Source organism: Amycolatopsis sp. NPDC003865, from assembly GCF_053605345.1.
On record NZ_JBSGJA010000012.1, the window covers coordinates 104,646 to 121,253 of the forward strand.

21 protein-coding genes are annotated in these 16,608 nt (G+C 73.4%); 16 read left to right on the forward strand and 5 right to left on the reverse strand.

From position 1 onward, the window contains the following. Positions 1–6 precede the first annotated feature (6 nt). The 4 genes from ACWEVP_RS27150 to ACWEVP_RS27165 all read left to right on the forward strand — a co-directional run bounded on the left by ACWEVP_RS27150 (position 7) and on the right by ACWEVP_RS27165 (position 2,842). Positions 7–345: a hypothetical protein gene (locus ACWEVP_RS27150; protein WP_364454109.1), complete on the forward strand. Its 339-nt coding sequence runs from the start codon at positions 7–9 to the stop codon at positions 343–345. A gap of 186 nt (positions 346–531) precedes the next feature. After that, the gene (locus ACWEVP_RS27155; RefSeq protein ID WP_452065373.1) at positions 532–999 is read left to right on the forward strand and encodes a MarR family winged helix-turn-helix transcriptional regulator; all 468 of its coding nucleotides are present in this window, start codon (positions 532–534) and stop codon (positions 997–999) included. A 221-nt stretch (positions 1,000–1,220) separates the two neighbouring features. Next, the gene (locus ACWEVP_RS27160) at positions 1,221–2,066 is read left to right on the forward strand and encodes a helix-turn-helix domain-containing protein (RefSeq protein ID WP_452065374.1); all 846 of its coding nucleotides are present in this window, start codon (positions 1,221–1,223) and stop codon (positions 2,064–2,066) included. Then, positions 2,063–2,842 (forward strand): SDR family NAD(P)-dependent oxidoreductase, encoded by a 780-nt coding sequence (locus ACWEVP_RS27165; protein WP_452065375.1) that lies wholly within the window; start codon positions 2,063–2,065, stop codon positions 2,840–2,842. The genes ACWEVP_RS27160 and ACWEVP_RS27165 overlap by 4 nt, the downstream gene beginning before the upstream one ends. A 16-nt stretch (positions 2,843–2,858) precedes the next feature. Here the strand turns inward: ACWEVP_RS27165 and ACWEVP_RS27170 are convergent, their stop codons facing one another. After that, positions 2,859–3,455, reverse strand: coding sequence for a TetR/AcrR family transcriptional regulator (locus ACWEVP_RS27170; RefSeq protein WP_452065376.1), 597 nt, complete (start codon positions 3,453–3,455; stop codon positions 2,859–2,861). 121 nt (positions 3,456–3,576) lie between these two features. Here ACWEVP_RS27170 and ACWEVP_RS27175 point away from each other — a divergent pair, with 121 nt between their 5' ends. Next, positions 3,577–4,380, forward strand: a complete 804-nt coding sequence (locus ACWEVP_RS27175; RefSeq protein WP_452065377.1) for an SDR family NAD(P)-dependent oxidoreductase — start codon at positions 3,577–3,579, stop codon at positions 4,378–4,380. A 13-nt stretch (positions 4,381–4,393) separates the two neighbouring features. Here the strand turns inward: ACWEVP_RS27175 and ACWEVP_RS27180 are convergent, their stop codons facing one another. Both ACWEVP_RS27180 and ACWEVP_RS27185 read right to left on the reverse strand, forming a co-directional pair. Next, positions 4,394–5,311: an ABC transporter substrate-binding protein gene (locus ACWEVP_RS27180; RefSeq protein WP_452065378.1), complete on the reverse strand. Its 918-nt coding sequence runs from the start codon at positions 5,309–5,311 to the stop codon at positions 4,394–4,396. Positions 5,312–5,386: 75 nt separating this feature from the next. After that, positions 5,387–6,676, reverse strand: a complete 1,290-nt coding sequence (locus ACWEVP_RS27185; RefSeq protein ID WP_452065379.1) for an NtaA/DmoA family FMN-dependent monooxygenase — start codon at positions 6,674–6,676, stop codon at positions 5,387–5,389. Between the two features lie 203 nt (positions 6,677–6,879). Here ACWEVP_RS27185 and ACWEVP_RS27190 point away from each other — a divergent pair, with 203 nt between their 5' ends. The 4 genes from ACWEVP_RS27190 (at position 6,880) to ACWEVP_RS27205 (ending at position 9,928) form a co-directional block, all read left to right on the forward strand. Beyond that, entirely contained in the window at positions 6,880–7,467 is a 588-nt protein-coding gene (locus tag ACWEVP_RS27190) for an RNA polymerase sigma factor (protein ID WP_452065380.1), read from the forward strand. Continuing rightward, on the forward strand, positions 7,460–8,335 hold the full coding sequence (locus ACWEVP_RS27195) for a CU044_5270 family protein (protein ID WP_452065381.1): 876 nt from the start codon (positions 7,460–7,462) through the stop codon (positions 8,333–8,335). Before ACWEVP_RS27190 ends, ACWEVP_RS27195 begins: the two co-directional genes overlap by 8 nt. Positions 8,336–8,398: 63 nt before the next feature. Next, on the forward strand, positions 8,399–9,004 hold the full coding sequence (locus tag ACWEVP_RS27200) for a TetR/AcrR family transcriptional regulator (protein WP_452065382.1): 606 nt from the start codon (positions 8,399–8,401) through the stop codon (positions 9,002–9,004). A 45-nt stretch (positions 9,005–9,049) separates the two neighbouring features. After that, positions 9,050–9,928, forward strand: a complete 879-nt coding sequence (locus ACWEVP_RS27205; RefSeq protein ID WP_452065383.1) for a S1 family peptidase — start codon at positions 9,050–9,052, stop codon at positions 9,926–9,928. A gap of 238 nt (positions 9,929–10,166) precedes the next feature. On the opposite strand, the gene ACWEVP_RS27210 is transcribed toward ACWEVP_RS27205, so the two are convergent. Beyond that, complete coding sequence (locus ACWEVP_RS27210; RefSeq protein WP_452065384.1) at positions 10,167–10,427, reverse strand: hypothetical protein; 261 nt, start codon at positions 10,425–10,427, stop codon at positions 10,167–10,169. Between the two features lie 115 nt (positions 10,428–10,542). Here ACWEVP_RS27210 and ACWEVP_RS27215 point away from each other — a divergent pair, with 115 nt between their 5' ends. Next, on the forward strand, positions 10,543–10,863 hold the full coding sequence (locus ACWEVP_RS27215) for a MerR family transcriptional regulator (protein ID WP_452065385.1): 321 nt from the start codon (positions 10,543–10,545) through the stop codon (positions 10,861–10,863). A gap of 2 nt (positions 10,864–10,865) precedes the next feature. On the opposite strand, the gene ACWEVP_RS27220 is transcribed toward ACWEVP_RS27215, so the two are convergent. Further along, on the reverse strand, positions 10,866–12,068 hold the full coding sequence (locus ACWEVP_RS27220) for a PP2C family protein-serine/threonine phosphatase (RefSeq protein WP_452065386.1): 1,203 nt from the start codon (positions 12,066–12,068) through the stop codon (positions 10,866–10,868). A gap of 132 nt (positions 12,069–12,200) precedes the next feature. Here ACWEVP_RS27220 and ACWEVP_RS27225 point away from each other — a divergent pair, with 132 nt between their 5' ends. The 6 genes from ACWEVP_RS27225 (at position 12,201) to ACWEVP_RS27250 (ending at position 16,606) form a co-directional block, all read left to right on the forward strand. Further along, positions 12,201–12,674 (forward strand): MarR family transcriptional regulator, encoded by a 474-nt coding sequence (locus tag ACWEVP_RS27225; protein ID WP_452065387.1) that lies wholly within the window; start codon positions 12,201–12,203, stop codon positions 12,672–12,674. A 94-nt stretch (positions 12,675–12,768) separates the two neighbouring features. Next, positions 12,769–13,632 carry an STAS domain-containing protein gene (locus ACWEVP_RS27230; RefSeq protein ID WP_452065388.1) on the forward strand — a complete coding sequence of 288 codons (864 nt, stop codon included), beginning with the start codon at positions 12,769–12,771 and terminating at the stop codon, positions 13,630–13,632. Further along, entirely contained in the window at positions 13,629–14,021 is a 393-nt protein-coding gene (locus ACWEVP_RS27235; RefSeq protein WP_452065389.1) for an STAS domain-containing protein, read from the forward strand. Before ACWEVP_RS27230 ends, ACWEVP_RS27235 begins: the two co-directional genes overlap by 4 nt. Continuing rightward, a complete protein-coding gene (locus ACWEVP_RS27240) occupies positions 14,011–14,436 on the forward strand; it encodes an ATP-binding protein (protein ID WP_452065390.1) in 426 nt (141 codons plus the stop codon). The genes ACWEVP_RS27235 and ACWEVP_RS27240 overlap by 11 nt, the downstream gene beginning before the upstream one ends. Next, positions 14,433–15,422, forward strand: a complete 990-nt coding sequence (locus ACWEVP_RS27245; protein WP_452065391.1) for an ATP-binding protein — start codon at positions 14,433–14,435, stop codon at positions 15,420–15,422. Before ACWEVP_RS27240 ends, ACWEVP_RS27245 begins: the two co-directional genes overlap by 4 nt. Beyond that, positions 15,422–16,606, forward strand: a complete 1,185-nt coding sequence (locus ACWEVP_RS27250) for a PP2C family protein-serine/threonine phosphatase (protein WP_452065392.1) — start codon at positions 15,422–15,424, stop codon at positions 16,604–16,606. The genes ACWEVP_RS27245 and ACWEVP_RS27250 overlap by 1 nt, the downstream gene beginning before the upstream one ends. Positions 16,607–16,608 lie beyond the last annotated feature (2 nt).

The window sequence follows — 16,608 nt, forward strand, 5'->3', positions numbered from 1 at the left end:
CGATTGATGACCAGCGTCCTGACCGACGGCCTCGAAAGCTCGCGCCCGGTTCCCGTGCCGCGCCGCCGTCCGGTCGCCTCCGACGCGCTCACCGAACTCGGCCGCCTCGCCGCGCTGGCCGAGCTCGCCCGGCGGTCCTCGCCATCCCTCATGCACCACGCGATCCTCGCCGGCACCGCGCCCGCCACGGTGGCGGCGGCCGCGAAGATCGACGTCGCCGAAGCGCACATCCGCTGGCACGAGTGGGCGGACGCGGCGGTGGGGCGCGACGAGTACCTCCGCGTGCACACCGCGTTCGCCGAAGCCGTCATCGCCCGCCACGAAGCCTTCGAGGAAGACCTGTGAAGACCGAAGAGACGACGCTGGCCGACCTGGCCGCGCTCGACCAGGCCGCGACCGAGCTGCTCGACCAGATCACCGAGCAGCTGGCAACCGCCGCGTCACGACGCTGAGCGCGGCCGGCGGCGCCAGACCGCTATTGACTGGCGTCGGTCTGGGGGTTCGAATTTGAACGTTCGGTAGGTTGGGGCCATGGGTCGCGGGCTGAGCGCGGAGGAGAACCGGGCGTGGACGGCGCTGCGCACGACGTATGTGTTGCTGCACCAGCGCATGGACAGCCGCCTCAAGCGCGACGCGGGGTTGTCCCACCTGCAGTACGAGATCTTGGCCCGGTTGGCCGCGGAGCCGGAGCGGGAGCTGAGGATGGCTTCGCTGGCGTGCGCGGTGGGGAATTCGAAGAGCGGGTTGACGTATCAGGTCGGTCAGCTGGAGCAGGCGGGTTTGGTGACGCGCCGGACGTGCGAGAGCGACGTCCGCGCGGTGTGGGCGGTGTTGACGGAGCCGGGCGCGGCCCGGCTCGAGCGGGCGGCCGCGGGGTATCGGGAGCTGGTGCGGTCGTTGCTGCTGGAGGTGCTGACTCCGGAGCAGTTGACGGCGCTGGCCGACGGGCTCGGTGAGGTGAACCGTCGGATGCGGGTGGACGAGCGGGATGGCGACTGAATGAGCGCCTTGCCCGGTGCCGCTTACGGGAGGCCGGCTTGCGACGGCGGTGCTCACCTGTAGGCCGCTGAGCCGCGCGCGGAGGCCCTCGCTCGCGCCGGGTTGGGCGCGACGACGAGGCCGGCGCCCCGCCGCTGTTCGTACACAGTGGACCGATGCCCCCGCGTTCCTGGGAGTGACAGGGCCAGGCGCGGCCCCCCGGCGCGACCTACAGTCGAAGCATGACCGACGAGCCGAACCTGCTGGGCGACCACCTGCGCGCCCGTCGTGAGCTGCTCTCCCCCGCCGAGGCCGGCCTTCCCGTCTCCGGTGTGCGGCGGGTTCCGGGGCTGCGCCGCGAAGAGGTCGCGATGCTCGCCGGCATCAGCGCCGACTACTACCTGCGCCTGGAACAGGGTCGCGACCGCAACCCGTCGCGGGCGGTGCTCGAGTCCCTGGCCCGGGTGCTGCAGCTCGACGACGACACCACCGCCTACCTCGTCAGCCTCACCGGAGCGAAACTCCGCCGGCCGCGGCGGCGGCGCAAGGAGACCGTTCCGCCGGGCATCGTCAAGTTCCTCGCGGCGCTGACGCTGCCCGCCTTCGTCGAGGGCCGCTACCTCGACGTGCTGGCCGCCAACCCGCTCGCCGCGGCGATCTCGCCACGCCTCGTCGCCGGGGCCAACCGGCTGCGCGACGTCTTCCTCGACCCCGCCGAGCAGGCGCTCTTCCCGGACTGGGAGCTCGCCACGCGGGACCTGGTCGCCGGGTTCCGGCAGTCGGTCGGCACCGAGACCGGTGATCCCCGGTTCATCGCGCTCGTCGGCGAGCTTTCGCTGGCCAGCCCGCGGTTCCGGGAGCTGTGGGCGCGCCACGACGTCGCGAACCGACGCGGTGCCACCGTGCGCTTCGACCACCCGCGCGTCGGCCGGCTCGTGCTGAACCGGGAGAAGTTACTCGTCAGCGAAGCCCCGGGGCTCGTGCTCGCCGTCTACCACCCCGATCCCGGCACGGACGCCGCGGACAAGCTGGCCCTGCTGACCTCCGCAACCCTGGTCAGCCCGATCGAACAGGACACCCACGCATGAGCAAGCTCGCCCTCGTCACCGGCGCCACGTCCGGCATCGGGCAGGCCTTCGCCGCCCGCCTCGCCGCCGACGGCCACGACCTGGTTCTCGTCGGCAGGCGACAGGACCGGCTGGACGAGTTCGCCGCGGCCCACACCGGTGTCAAGGTCCGGACCGTGGCCGCCGACCTCTCGACCGACGACGGCATCGACGCCGTCGCGGAGATCGCCGCCGCCGAACCGCTCGACCTGCTGGTGAACAACGCCGGCGTCGCGCACTACATGCCGCTGGCCGAGCTGCCCGCCGCCAAGGCCCGCGAGCTGGTCAAGGTGAAGGTCCTCGCGCCGACGATGCTGGCCCGCGCCGCCGTGGGCGGCATGGTGGAACGTGGCCGCGGCGCCATCGTCAACGTCGCGGGCATGATCGCCTTCAGCGGCCCGGCTCCGCACTCGCAGATGCCCCGGCGTGCGGTCTACGCGGGTTCGCTCGCCCACTTGGTCACGCTGTCCCAGACGCTCGGCGCGGAACTCGAAGGCACCGGCGTCCGGGTGCAGGTGGTGTGCCCCGGCGTGGTCGCGACGGAGTTCCACGAGCGCCAGGGCCTCGACCTCAGCGCGATCCCCCGGATGAGCGCGGCCGACGTCGTCACGGCGTCGCTGCGCGGCCTGGAGCTGGGCGAGGTCGTCTGCGCGCCCGGCGTCGAGGACACCGGCCTGCTGCAGGCGGTGTTCGACGCCGAGCTGGCCGCGTTCGGCGGCCAGCGCACGGAACTCGCGAGCCGGTACCGCGCGGGCTGATCAGGGCACTCGAAGGCTACGGGCGGAACGCCCGCAGCGTCGCCGCGACCAAGGCGTCCGCGTAGCTTTCGGTCAGCGGGCCGGTGCGCAGCAGCCACCGCTGGTACAGCGGCGCGTACAGCACTTCCAGCACCAGGTCGAGGTCGGCGCCGGCGGCGAGCTGGCCCGCCCGCTGGGCGCTGCGCAACCGGTCCTTCTTGGCTTCGTCGACGGGGGCGGCGAGCCGCTCGCGGTAGAGCGCGGCCAGCTCCGGATCGTGGGCGATTTCCGTGTTGAGCGCGCGGATCGGGGCCTCGAACGCTGGGTCGGCGAACTCCGCGACGGTCGCGCGCAGGACCAGCCGCAGGTCGGCTTCGAGGTCGCCGGTGTCGGGCAGCGCGGCGACCGCGCCGGAGGGGTCCGCGCTCAGCTCCAGGACCGAGTCGAAGACCACCGCGCCCTTGTTCGGCCACCACCGGTAGATCGTCTGCTTGCCGACGCCCGCGCGCGCGGCGATGGCGTCGATCGACACCTTCGCGTAGCCGAGCTCGACGATCAGCTCCCGGGTCGCCGCGAGGATCGCCCGCCGGGACTTTTCGCTGCGCCGGGCGGCGTCCGGCGTTCTGGTGGCCACGGGCGGGATCCTAGCGCATCGCGAGACGGACCGTTTCGTCTTGACACGCCGTCTCCGGCGAGGCAGACTCGCCGGCACAAGACGAGACGACTCGTCTCGCGGAAGCAGAAGGGGGACGGCCATGACGGCTACCGACGGTCAGGTCTGGTTCATCACCGGAGCCTCGCGCGGCCTGGGCCGGGCCATCGCCGAGGCCGCGCTGGAGGCCGGGCACCGGGTGGTCACCGCGTCCCGCACCGAAGGCACGCTCACCCACGACCGGCTGGTGCACCTCCCGCTGGACGTCACCGACCGCGCCGCCGTGTTCGACGCGGTGGAGCGGGCGGCCGCCGTTTTCGGTGGGCTGGACGTCGTCGTCAACAACGCCGGGGTGATGCTCTACGGGATGGTCGAAGAAGCCACCGAAGAGCAGGTCCGGGCACACTTCGACGTCAACTTCTTCGGCGCGCTCTGGATCGCCCAAGCCGTGCTCCCCCACCTCAAGGGCGGCGGACGGCTGCTGCAGGTGACGTCGATGGGCAGTGGCGGCGGGATGGCGTCGGTCGGGTTCTACGCGGCCGGCAAGGCAGCGCTGGACTCCTTGACCGACGCGCTCGCGATGGAGGTCGAGCGGTTCGGCGTGCGCGTGACGAACCTGCAGATGGGCGGCTACGCGACCGGGCTGTTCACGAGCGGCACGACCGCGACGACTCCCGACCCCGCCTACCAGGAGCTGCGCAAGGAACTGGAAGAGATGTGGGGCGACGACGCCGGGCCCGCACCGGAGACGGCCGCACCGGTCGTGCTGCGGGTCGCCGCCGAGGACGACCCGCCGCGGCGGCTGGTCGTGGGCAGCGCGTCGTTCGACATGGTCCAGGAGCTGGTCCGCATGCGCACGGAGCAGTACGCGCGGTGGGAGGACCTCAGCCGGCAGGCACCCGGCTGAGGTCCTCCCCGGCTCAGGCCAGGCCCTGCTGCGCCAGCCAGTCCTTCGCCACGTCCGCGGCCTTCTCGCCGTCGGAGTCGACGCGCTTGTTCAGGTCGCGCATCCCCTCCGTGGTGAGCTTCGCGCTCACGGCGTTGACCGCGGCCGCGAAGTCCGCGCCGCGTTCGTCGAGGACCTTCTTGGTGACGGCCGGGACCACGTTCTCGGTCGGCACCATGGACAGGTCGTCCTTCAGCGCGACGTACTTCTTGTCGCCGGCCAGCGGGCTCACCGAGTCGACCGGGATCACCGTGACGCCACCGGAGTCGAGCTGCTGCACGCGCGGCCCGAGCTCCTGGACGGTCTGGAACGTCGCGTTCGTCAGCTTGTAGACGTCGGTGAAGCCCTTGAAGCAGGTGAGCCGCTTCTCGCACTCCGGGCCACCGGCCAGGACGACCTTGTCGAGCTTCTTCAGGTCGCCGATCGACGCGAGGCCCTTCGACTGCGCGAGGTCGGCCTTCACGATGTAGGTGTTCTTGTCTTCCGCCGCCGCGTAGTCCAGCAGCGAAACGCCGCTGGGCTCGAGCAGCTTCGCCAGCTGCTCGTGCTCGCCCTTCGCGTCCTTCACCGGGTCCTTGCCGAACCCGGCGGCGATGGCCGAGCCCTGGTACTCCGGGATGAACTGCAGCTCACCGGACTTCAGCGACGGGTAGATCAGCTCCCGCGAGCCCAGGTTCAGCTTCCGCGTCACCGGGTAGCCCTTGGCCTCCAGGGCCTGCGCGTAGATCTCCGCCAGGATCTGGCTGTCGGTGAAGTTGAAGGACGCGACGACGATCGGCGCCCCGCCCTTGCCCGCCGCGGCGGGCTTGTCGTCCCCGCCGCCGCACGCCGTCAGGCCCAGAGCGGCCACCGCCACCAGCGCGGCCACTCGGATGTTCCGGGTCCAGCCCACGTCCCACACTCCTCAATCACGATCGAACGGTCAGGACCCTAACGAGACCCACCGACAGAAACCACATCCTGGGAATCACCCGGCGAGGTGCGCACGCAGCGTCGAGCCGGTGTACTCGGTCCGGTACCGGCCCTTGGCCTGCAGGATCGGCACCACGTGGTCGACGAACGCGGCCAGCTCGTAGGGCAGCGTCGAGCCCATGATGGTGAACCCGTCGACGGCGCCGGCGTCCTGCCAGGTGAGCACGTGGTCGGCGAGCTGCTCGGGCGTGCCCACGAAGTGGACCTGCCCCGCTCCGCCGGTCACCTTCTGCGCGATCTCGCGCAGCGACGCCTCGGGCCGCTCCCGCGCCGCCGCGGCCAGCTGCTGCAGGCGGCTCGAGCCGCCCTCGGCCCGCAGCTCGGCGGGCAGCGGCGCGTCCGGGTCGAACGCGTCCGGGTCGAGGCCCGCGGTGTACAGCGCGTTCTGCCAGCGGAACTCCGGGCTGGCCAGCTCCTCGAGCCGCTCGGCCCGGGCCTTCGCCTCGGCCTCGGTGCCGCCCAGGGTCACCATCAGCGCGGGCAGGACGCGCACCCGTGAGGGGTCCCGGCCCGCCGCGACGACCTGGGCGTCCAGCTCGGCACGGAACTTCACCGCCGCCTCCAGCGACGGCGGCCCGGAGAACACGAGCTCGGCGTACCGGGCGGCCAGCCCGATCCCGGCGGCCGACTGTCCCGCCTGGACGAGCACCGGGCGGCCCTGCGGCGACCGCGGGAACGGCAGCACGCCCTCGACGTCGTAGAACCTGCCGTGGAAGCGGGGTGCGTGCAGCTTCGCGCGGTCGGCCCACACGCCGTTTTCGCGGTCGCCGACGATCGCGTCGTCGTCCCAGCTGTCCCAGGCCCGGGTGACGACGTCGACGAATTCGTGGGCGCGCTCGTACCGGTCGGCGTGGTCGGGGTGGGCCTTCTCGCCGAAGTTCGCCGCGGCCAGCGAGGTGATGGTGGTGACGATGTTCCAGCCGGCGCGGCCGCCGCTGAGGTGGTCCAGCGTCGCGAAGCGGCGGGCCAGCTCCCACGGCTTGTTGTAGGTCGTCGAGCCGGTGCCGATCAGGCCGATCTTCCCGGTGACCGCGGCCAGCGCCGACAGCACGGAGATCGGGTCGAACTGGGTCTGCGGCAGGTGCGTGACGCGGTACTCGGCGATGGCGATGTTGTCGGCGAGGAAGATCGAGTCCATCAGGCCGCGCTCGGCGGTCCGCGCGATGTCCGCGTAGTACGGCAGCCCGAGCACGCCGCGGACGTCGTCCTCGACGACCCGCCACGCGGACTCGTGGTAGCCGTTCGGCCAGATGAAGGCGTTGAAGTGCAGGGACTTCCCGGGCACGGGCCGCTCCTTCGGGGGTTCCCGCCGCTCGGGCGGTGCTGCGCTGGGTCCGTCCTGGTGCAACCGGGCCACCCCGGGGCTATTCCCGGATCGGGTCGCGTTCGTCCTCGCGTGACCTGTGTCACTTCCCCCTTCGTCGCCGGAACCCGCTCGCCGGCCGGTGAGAACAGCAGATGACACTCGGGCGCGGCGAAAGGCGGGCGATGACCCCGGAAGACACCGATGGCGACGACGCGAGCGTGATCGCGCGGTCGCGGACGGAACCGAGCCTGTTCGCGGTCATCTTCGACCGCCACTCCGGGCACATCCACCGCTACCTCGTCCGGCGGCTCGGGTCCACCGCGGCCGACGACGTCCTCGCGGACACGTTCCTCATCGCGTTCAGCAAGCGGGCGAAGTTCGACCTCTCCCGGCCGGACGCCCGGCCGTGGCTCTACGGCATCGCCACGAACCTCGTCTCGCGGCAGTGGCGGTCCGAGGTGCGCGAGCTGAAGCTCCGCCAGGCCGTCGGGCCACCCGGCGTCGACGACGGGCACGCCGACCGCGTCGCCGAGCAGGTCACCGCCCAGGCCCTCGGCGCCGACCTCGACCGGGCGCTGGCCAAGCTGCGCCCGCGCGAGCGGGACGTCCTGCTGCTCGTCGCCGCGGAAGGGCTGGGCTACCAGGAGGTCGCCGAAGCCCTCGCCATCCCCGTCGGCACCGTCAAATCGCGGCTCAACCGCGCCCGCGGCCGCGTCCGCGCCGAACTCGGCGCCCCGGACCTCGTGAAGGAGACCGCCAGCCATGGATGACCTCGACCTGATCCGCGAGCGCGCGCGGGCCGTCGGCTTCGCCCCGCCGGAACGCCTCGCCCCCGCGCGGGACCGGCTGCTGGCCGCCGCCCGCGCCGAACGGGCCCCCCGGTCCCGGCGCTGGTTCTGGGCCGCCGGTGCCACGATCGGCCTGGCCGCGGCGATCACCGCGGTCGTCGCGCTCGCCCCGGCCGACCGGGTGGGCATCGGCGCCGGCGTCGCGCACGCCGACCCCGTCAAGGTGCTGACCGAGGCCGCCGCCGCGGCGCTGCGGGAACCGTCGAAAGCCCCGCGCTCGGACCAGTTCCTCTACGTGCGGACGGAGTACCCCGACCACCACGTCCGCGAGATCTGGCTGTCGGTCGACGGCACCCGCGACGGCTTGCTGGGCAAGGACACCGAGCTGCCCGGCTGCCACGACGGCAAGGCCCCCTATTCCGGCCCGTACGACCCGAAGAAGAAGGGCACCCTGGAGGACTGCCGGCCCTCCCCCGCCTACCGCGCGGACCTGCCGACGACGGCCGACGCGATGCTGGCCTACCTGCGCACCCTCCCCGGCGGCAAGGACAGCGTCAACTCGATGGGCAAGAACGTGCTGACCCTCGCCGACGAGCGGGCCCTCACCCCCGCGTCCTACGCGGCCCTCTTCCAAGCGGCGGCGAAGGCACCCGGGCTGACGGCGCTCGACCACGTCACCGACGGCGCGGGGCGCCCGGGGGTGGGCATCACGTGGACGAACCCCGCCGACCCGCCCGGATTCAAGGGGATCGTGCTGGTCTTCGACGCCGCCACCCACCAGTTCCTCGGCACCCGGGACAGCGCGGTGACGGTGAAGACCTTCGTCGACAAGGCCGGACAGCGGCCCTGACCCGCGACGCGACCGGGGCAGCTCGCGCGTATCTTAACGACCAGAGGTTGTAACGTATCCGGCATGGCAGCAGCAGACGCGCCGCGCCCCGGCGGGCGACCCCGCGACGCCGCGCTCGACGAGGCGATCATCCTCGCCACGCGCGAGCGGCTCGTCCGGGACGGCTACTCGCTGATGACCATCGGCGACATCGCCGCGGACGCCAAGGTCAGCCGCCCGACGCTGTACCGGCGGTGGAGCACGAAGTTCGACCTCGTCGTCGACGCGCTGGACTACGGCTTCCGCAAGCAGCGGGACAGCTACTCCGTCGACCTGGCCGGCCTGGCCCCGCGCGAGGCGTTCACCGAAGCCGTGCGGCGGCTGGACCCGGCGTACTTCAACCCGGACGCCATGGTCCTGATGGGCAACTTCGCCGGCGAGGCCATCCGCACGCCGGAGCTGCTCGGGATCCTCCGCGAGCACGCCGTCGAACCTCGGGTCACGCTCGTCGAGAACGTGCTGGCGCGGTTGCAGGACGGCGGCGCCGTGCGGGACGACATCGACAGGCACACCATCGCGACGCTGTGCTTCGGCAGCTACTTCGCCGCGTTCTACCGCGGTGACGGGCGGGACGGGATTCCCGAAGCGGTCGTTTCGGTGCTGTGGCCCGCGATCGCCGCGGGCAACTGAGCTTCGCGCACAACCATTCCGGGCTCCCATCCGTGCATTAAAGGTGTGAGGACGACTTCGGATCGACGGCGCCGCTTCCGCGCGCGGGCCGTGACCCTCGCGGTGCTGGTGGGGGCCGGTATCGCGTTCGCGGACGCCGCCATCGGCACACCGGCCGCCGGACCCGCGCTCGCCGCGGCCCTCGGCGGGCACGGCCTGCCGGACACCACCGCGCTGGGCCGCGGCCCGGCGCCCGCTCCCCCGAGCCCGGCGCCGGCGCCCGCACCGATCCTGCCGTTCAACGCGAAACTGACGTCGGACGACATCCCGGTCCCCGGAGGCGGCGTGCGCGACGGCGCCTGCAGCGGCTCGCTGGTCGCGCCGCAGTGGGTCGTCACGGCCGGCCACTGCTTCCACGACCTGAAGGACGCCCGGATCGGCGGACGGCCGCGGTACACGATGACGGTGACGGTCGGGCGGCTCAAGGACAGCGACCCCGGCGGGCACACGGCCGTCGTCGTCGACGTCCGCCAGTCGCCGGTCAACGACCTCGCGGTGGCGAAGCTCAGCGCCCCGGTCGCGGGCATCGCGCCGGTGACACTGGCCTCGGCCCGCCCGAAGGTCGGCGAAGAACTGCAGTTCGCGGGCTGGGGCTCGCATTCGGCGACCGTGCTCGGCCCGTCCGACCACCTCAAACGCGGCCGGTTCCGGGTGTCCGGCATCGCGGAGTCCACTTTGGAGGCACTGCCGGTCGGCACGCGCACGGTGGACAACGGGCCCTGCCCGGAGGATTCGGGCGGCCCGTTCTTCGTTTCGGACGACGGCGACCGCAGCGCCACCCTGGTGGCCATCGTGAACACCGGGCCACCGTGCCCGGGACCGGGCGCGGAGACGATCGCCCGGGTCGACGTCGTGGCGGACTGGATCCGGGAGCAGACCGGCTGACCGGGGCCGGTCCTCCGCGCGGGGCGCGGTGCCCCGCGCGGAGGAACTGCGTGTCGAACCGGTTGTCCGTGGTGGCTCTCCCTTCGACGGCGCCGGGCGCGGGGCGTGGCCGCCGCGGTGGTGCGCCTGGAGGCGCGGGGCCGGGACGTTCCTCGCTCACCGGCCGCGATCTGGGCAGGCGGCGCACGCGGTGCCGCGGGCATCCCCGGCAGCCGTCAGCACATCACCCCTTTCTCGTTCACCACCGGCACTTCACGGCTGTTCCGGGCGGCGACCGCTCCCGCCGCGGGCACCTCCCGGCCGGCGCCCGGACGCGCGGAGGCCGCCGCGACCGGGTGCGGCCGACGGGAAGGTGCGGGAAACCGGAAGCGCGCGGTGCGGGGAACCGCGGTGGCGGCGGGCCGAAGTTCGCGGCCACGATGGCGTCGAACTCCGCCTCGAGCCACGCGGGGTCCGCCAGCACCAGGTCGGCGAACTCCCCTGCCGGACGAACGATCATCGTTCCCACTCCCCGGATCGTCTCGCGATATCACCAGGTCATGTCCTGCGCTTCACTATTTCTATAGCACCCACTGCAAGTTGTTTCAACCCCCGGCTCACCATAAACTGAGCCCGTGGCGGACGTGAGCAAGCTGGACGACGAGGACTACCCCACCTACACCACCGGACAGGTCGCGGCCGTGCTCGAAGTCCAGGAAGCGTTCCTGCGCAGCCTCGACACCGCCGGGCTGGTCCGGCCGCACCGCTCCGGCGGCGGGCACCGCCGCTACACACGCCGCCAGCTCACGCTCGTCACCCGGGTCCGCGAGCAGCTCGACGACGGCCACACCCTCGCCGCGGCCGCGCGGATCATCGGCCTGCAGGACGAGCTGACCGCCGCCCACGCCGAAATCGCCGTCCTGCGGGCCGCACTCGCGCACCGGGAAGAGGCCTGACGTCAGTCCGCGCTGCGCACTGTCACCGCCGGGGCCGTGCCCGGCAGCGGAGCCGGCCCGAACCAGTCGAGGCACACCACCATCGCGTCGTCCTCGGCCTGGCCGCCGTGGCGGCGGCGGGTCAGCTCGCGCAGCATCGCGCCCGGGACGTGCGCCGCCGGGAGGTCGGCCGTCGCCGTGACCGCTTCCGCCAGCTCGCGGTCGCCGTAGTGCTCGCCGTGCGGGCCGATCGCGTTGTACACGCCGTCGCTCACGAACACGTACCGGTCGCCTTCGGCCGCCTGGAAGCCTTCGGATTCGTAGATCGTGCCGTCGAACGTGCCCAGCGGGAGCTGCTCGTCGAAGAACACCCGCTCGGCCTTGCCGTCGCGCAGCCGCCACAGCCGCGGGGAACCGGCGTCGACCACCACCACCGCGCCCGTGGCGAGGTCGAACTCCAGCAGCAGCGCGGCCACGTGCTCGGCGCCGCGGTAGTGCGCGTAGACCGCCTGGTCGGCCAGTTCGGCCTGCGCGTCGAGCGGGATCCCGGCGCGGCGGGCGTTGCGCAGCGCGTTGATCGCCAGGTTGGTCAGCAGCGCGGCTTCGCTGCCCTCCCCCATGCCGTTGATCAGCGTGACGGCGAGCTTGCTCGCGGACGCCGACCAGTCGAAGCAGTCGCCGTAGATCGCGTACGCCGGTTCGAGCTGGCCGCCGAGCGCGAACTCGGCGCGGGTGCAGGCGCGGCCCGGCAGCAGCTGCCACTGCATCTCCGCGGCCAGGGTCAGCCGGGACGACCGCCGGGCCTGGATGTAGAGGTCGGTGTCGCGGTCGGCGACGAACAGCTCGTGCGCCACCGCCTCGGCGAACCGCTCCAGCTCGGCCCACACCGGCGGCTCCGGCTCCGCCGGCAGGGTCACGGCGAGGACACCGAGCCGGTCGCCGCGGACGCTGACCGGCAGGTAGCCCGTGACGCCGTCGGCGCCGGAGTCGAACGTCGCCGTCTGCGCGACGAACGCGGCCCCCGGTGCCGTGTCCGCCACCGGGATCGGCTCGGTGGTGTAGGGCTCCCGGCCGACCCGGCACAGCTCGGTCAGCGCGTAGTCGGCCATGAGCAGCTCGACCGCCCGCGCGCCGAAGTGCTCGCTCAGCGCCGAGCGCAGCGCGGCCGGCAGGTCGTGCGGTGGGACGTCACGCAGAAGCCGTTCCACCGCCAGGGATCTGTCCAACGCCCGCCTCCTGCTCGCCATCACCGTGCGCACGCCGGCGCCGGCCGGTCAGACGAGTCTGCGCCGTCCCGGCGTGCCGGTCCACGGCGAATCGCGTGAGCCGTGCTGCCGGTTCAGCATAGAGATGCCACGATGGGGGCCGTGGATCCATCCCGCGAGCAGGCCCTCGCCCCGGCCGGGGAGGCGCCGCTCGTGAGCCTCGCGGAGCTGTTCGAGGCGGTGTTCGAGCGCGGGCGGGACGTGTCGCCGCGGCCGTTGTCGGCGTCGCAGCTGCGCGCGGTCGTCGCGCTGGACCACCACGACGGCGTCAACCTGCGGCAACTGGCCGAACAGCTGGACTCGACGCCGCCGCTGGTGAGCCGGCTCTGCGACCGGCTGGAGGCGGTGGGCTTCCTCGAACGGCTGCCCAGCGCGCGCAGCAGGCGGGAGCTGACCCTGCGGCTGTCCGACCGCGGCCGCGCCTACCTGCGGGAGCTGCGGGCCCGGCGCCGGGAGAACGTCGAGGCGCTGCTGGCGAAGATGAGCCCCGCCGGCCGGGCGGCGCTGGCCGCGGGGCTGCGGGAGTACCGCGCTCTCGCGGACGGCGAGTCCGCCGGGAGGCCCTGACCCCGTCGTTGTATAGTCCCCGTAATTGTTGTTATATGACAACAGTCGGCCGGCGTACAGCAGCGCGCGCCCCGGGATTTCGAGGAGGGGTTCGGTGCTGGGCACGGACGACGGCCAGGTCCGGGACGTACTGGCGCGGATGCTCGCCGAAGACCAGGCCACCCTGGTGCGCGACTGGGCCGGGCAGCAGGCGGGCGCCGGCCCGGAGACCGGCCGCGAGCTGCAGCGCGAGGCGGCCGGCCTGCTGGAAGCCCTGCGCGGCGCCGTGGGCGGCTCGCTGCCGGTGGCGCGGATCGTCGAACAGGACCCGGCGGTGCGCGACGCGCTGACGTCGTGGTCGGAACGCCGGGCCCGCGTGGGTGCCGAGCCGTCGGCCACGGCGATGGCGATGCTCGCGCTGAAGCGCACGATGCTCAGCGCGATCGAGCGCCACACCGAGGACTCCGCGCTGCGCTACCGGGCGGCGCTGCTGGTCAACGAGCTGCTCGACAGCGCGGGCGTGCTGACCTTCGCCGTGTACGCGAGCGGCCGCGAACGGATCATCCGCGAGCAGCACAGCCAGGTGCTCGAGCTGTCCACGCCGGTCGTGCGGCTGTGGCGCCACGTCCTCGCGGTGCCCCTGATCGGCACCCTCGACAGCGCCCGCACCCAGGTCGTGATGAACAGCCTGCTGGAGGCGATCCAGGCGAACGAGGCGCGGGTGGCGATCATCGACATCACCGGCGTCCCCACCGTCGACACCGCGGTGGCGCAGCACCTGCTGCAGACCGTCAGCGCCGTCCGGCTGATGGGTGCGGAGTGCGTGATCAGCGGCATCCGGCCGTCGATCGCGCAGACCATCACGCAGCTGGGCATCGACCTGTCGCACATCGTCACGCGCGGCTCGCTCGCCGACGCGCTGGCGGCCGCGATGCGGCTCATCGGCGAGGGCACCGGCCCGGGCGGGGTGACCGGGTGAGCGCCGGCCTGCCGATCCTCCGGCTCGGCGACATCCTGCTCGGCGGGCTGCTGAGCGACCTCGACGACAAGACCGCGCTGGCGTTCACCGACGAGCTGACCGAGCGGATCGCGAACGAGGGCATCCGCGGCGTCATCATCGACATCTCCCGGCTCGAGATCGTCGACTCGTTCGTCGCGCGCGTGCTCATCCAGCTGGCGAGCACCGGACGACTGCTCGGCGCGCGGATGGTCGTGGCGGGCATGCGACCGGCCGTCGCGCTCACCCTGACCGAGCTGGGGCTGCAGCTGACCGGTGTCACGACCGCGCTCAACGCCGAACAGGCCATGGAACTGCTGGGCTGGCGCCGGCCCGCCGAGGCCGCCGAAGAGGCGCCCCATGCGCCCTGACGAGCGGATCGGCGAGGAGCACGAGGTCCACCCGGTGCGGGTGGAAGAAGACCTGCTCGCCGCCCGCCACGCCGTGCGGGCCGGGGCGGTCGCCGCGGGCTTTTCGATCGTCGACCAGACGAAGATCGTCACCGCGGCCAGCGAGCTCGTCCGCAACGCCTACATCCACGGGGGTGGCGGCACCATGACCGTCGGCGTCGTGCGCGACGCGGGTGGCCGCGTCGGGCTGCGGCTGCAGGTGCGCGACGAGGGTCCCGGCATCGCCGACGTCGAGCAGGCGCTCACCGACGGGTTCAGCACCGGCGCGGGACTCGGCCACGGCCTCGGCGGCACCCGCCGCCTGGTCGACGACTTCCACCTCGACACCGCGCCCGGCCGCGGCACCACGGTCACCGTCGTGCGCTGGAAACCGTGACCGCGACGATCGCCGCGACGACCCACCGCGTCCGCGTCGACCACCCCAGCGCCGCGTACGCCGCCGCCCGGGTCGCGCGGGAGACGGCGCACGCCGCCGGACTGCCCGACGTCCTGGCCGAACGCGCCGCCGTCGTGGCCGCCGAGCTGGCCGGCAACATCGACAAGCACACCCGCGGCGGGGCGGTGTTCGTCCAGCGGTCGCTCACCGGGCGCGGCGTCGACGTGCTGGCCGCCGACGACGGCCCCGGCATGGCCGACCTCGACCACTGGCTGGTCGACGGCAACACGACCACCGCCACGCTGGGCACCGGCCTGGGCGCGGTGAAGCGGATGGCGACCGGGTTCCGGATCACGTCCTCGCCCACGGCCGGGACGCTCGCCGCGGCGCGCGTCCTCGACCCGGCGGGGCCCGCGTTCTCCGGGTCCGCCGGGCACTTCCGGCTGCCGCGCGAAGGCGAGGAGTTCTGCGGCGACGCCATCGCGCTGGCCGAGGTGACCGGCAGCCGCACCGCGTGCGTCGCCGACGGGCTCGGCCACGGCCCGGACGCCGCCGAGGCCGCGGACGCCGCGATGCGCGTGTTCACCGAGAACCCGGACCGGCCGCTGCCCCACCAGCTGACGAACATGCACCGCGCGCTGCGCACGACCCGCGGCGCCGCGGTCGCGCTGGTGCGGGTCGCACCGCACCGGCTCGAGTTCTGCGGCGTCGGCAACGTCAGCGGCGCGACGGTCGGCGGATCGTCGCGGCTGCTGCTCAGCACCCCCGGCATCGTGGGGTTTTCGCTGCCGGCGGCCCCGGTCCGGCAGCTCGCGCTCGCCGGCGACGAGGCCGTCGTGCTGCACACCGACGGCGTCGGCAGCGGCTGGCGGGGTCCCGGCCGCCCGGCGGACGTGCTGCTGTTCGCCGCGGACGTCGCCCACCGGTACCGGAACCCGCGCGACGACGCGGCCCTGCTCGCCCTGCATCCGGAGCGCCCCGCCTGATGCACGAGGACCTCAGCCGGCTCCGGCGGCGGCTGCGCACCGCCTGCGGCGAAGCCGGCGTTCCCGCCGACGAGCGCGCACGCCTGGTGCTCGCCGTGACGCTGCTCGCCGAACCCGCCTTGGCCTCGGGCGAAGCCGTCGCCGTGACGACGACGGCCGACGGCCACCGGCTGGCCGTCACCGTCCGGCTCGCCCACGCCGTGAGCCAGCGCCGGCGCAACGAACTGCCGCTGCTGCCCGAAGCCGGGGCCGACGGCACCCTCACCTGGCACCTCACCGGCGGCCGGACGGCGGCCGGGCCCGCCGTCCTCGAGGAAGAACCGGCGACCCGCGCCGAGCTGCTCGCGCTGATCGCCCGCGCCGACACACTGGCCCAGGAACAGCGGGACCTCAAGCACGAGCTGGCCGAGACCAACAGCGGCGTGCTCGCGATGTACATCGACCTCGAACAGCGCGACGAGGAGCTGCGGCACGCGCACGCGCGCATCTTCCGCGAGCTGGAGGACGCCCTGCGCCCGCCGGCACCGGTGGTGCCCGGTCTGGAACTGGCCGTCCACTACTCCCCCACCGACCAGGACTCCCCGACCGGCGGCGACCTCTACGACTGGTTCGTCCTGCCCGGCGGCGACCTGCACGTGACGCTCGTCGACGCGGTCGGCCACGGCGTCACCTCGACCCGGCACGCCCTGACCGTCACCCACGCGATCCGGACGCTCGCCCTGGAAGGGCACCCGTTCCCGGACCTGATCGCCCACGCCGCCCACACCCTCGCCGCGATCGAGCCCGGGCTGATGGCCACGGTCCTGCTCGCCCGCGTCGACCCGGTGACCGGCCGTATGCGGCTGGCCAACGGCAGCCACCCGGAGCCGCTGCTGGTGACGGCGGAGGGCGACGCGCGGCTGCTGCCCGCACCCGTCATCGGGCGCGGGATCGGCTTTCCCGACCCCGGCAGCCCGCGGCTGGTCGAAGCCGGCCTCGCGCCGGGCGACACCCTGCTGCTCTACACCGACGGCCTGGTGGAAAGCCGCAAGGACATCGACGAAGGCCAGGCCCGGCTGCTGCCGCTGGCCCGCGAGCTGCGCGCCCGGCCGGCCGCCGTCCTGCCCCGCGAGCTGGTGGGGCGGATGCACGAGGTCGTCACCTACGCCGACGACACGGTGGCCATCATCGTCCGCCGGACCTGACC

Bases quoted from the DNA above. Each gene is read 5' to 3' on its own strand.
- ACWEVP_RS27150 (WP_364454109.1), top strand. From the start codon at position 7: ATGACCAGCGTCCTGACCGACGGCCTCGAAAGCTCGCGCCCGGTTCCC.
- ACWEVP_RS27155 (WP_452065373.1), top strand. From the start codon at position 532: ATGGGTCGCGGGCTGAGCGCGGAGGAGAACCGGGCGTGGACGGCGCTG.
- ACWEVP_RS27160 (WP_452065374.1), top strand. From the start codon at position 1,221: ATGACCGACGAGCCGAACCTGCTGGGCGACCACCTGCGCGCCCGTCGT.
- ACWEVP_RS27165 (WP_452065375.1), top strand. From the start codon at position 2,063: ATGAGCAAGCTCGCCCTCGTCACCGGCGCCACGTCCGGCATCGGGCAG.
- ACWEVP_RS27175 (WP_452065377.1), top strand. From the start codon at position 3,577: ATGACGGCTACCGACGGTCAGGTCTGGTTCATCACCGGAGCCTCGCGC.
- ACWEVP_RS27190 (WP_452065380.1), top strand. From the start codon at position 6,880: ATGACCCCGGAAGACACCGATGGCGACGACGCGAGCGTGATCGCGCGG.
- ACWEVP_RS27195 (WP_452065381.1), top strand. From the start codon at position 7,460: ATGGATGACCTCGACCTGATCCGCGAGCGCGCGCGGGCCGTCGGCTTC.
- ACWEVP_RS27200 (WP_452065382.1), top strand. From the start codon at position 8,399: ATGGCAGCAGCAGACGCGCCGCGCCCCGGCGGGCGACCCCGCGACGCC.
- ACWEVP_RS27210 (WP_452065384.1), bottom strand. From the start codon at position 10,427: ATGATCGTTCGTCCGGCAGGGGAGTTCGCCGACCTGGTGCTGGCGGAC.
- ACWEVP_RS27225 (WP_452065387.1), top strand. From the start codon at position 12,201: ATGGGGGCCGTGGATCCATCCCGCGAGCAGGCCCTCGCCCCGGCCGGG.
- ACWEVP_RS27240 (WP_452065390.1), top strand. From the start codon at position 14,011: ATGCGCCCTGACGAGCGGATCGGCGAGGAGCACGAGGTCCACCCGGTG.
- ACWEVP_RS27250 (WP_452065392.1), top strand. From the start codon at position 15,422: ATGCACGAGGACCTCAGCCGGCTCCGGCGGCGGCTGCGCACCGCCTGC.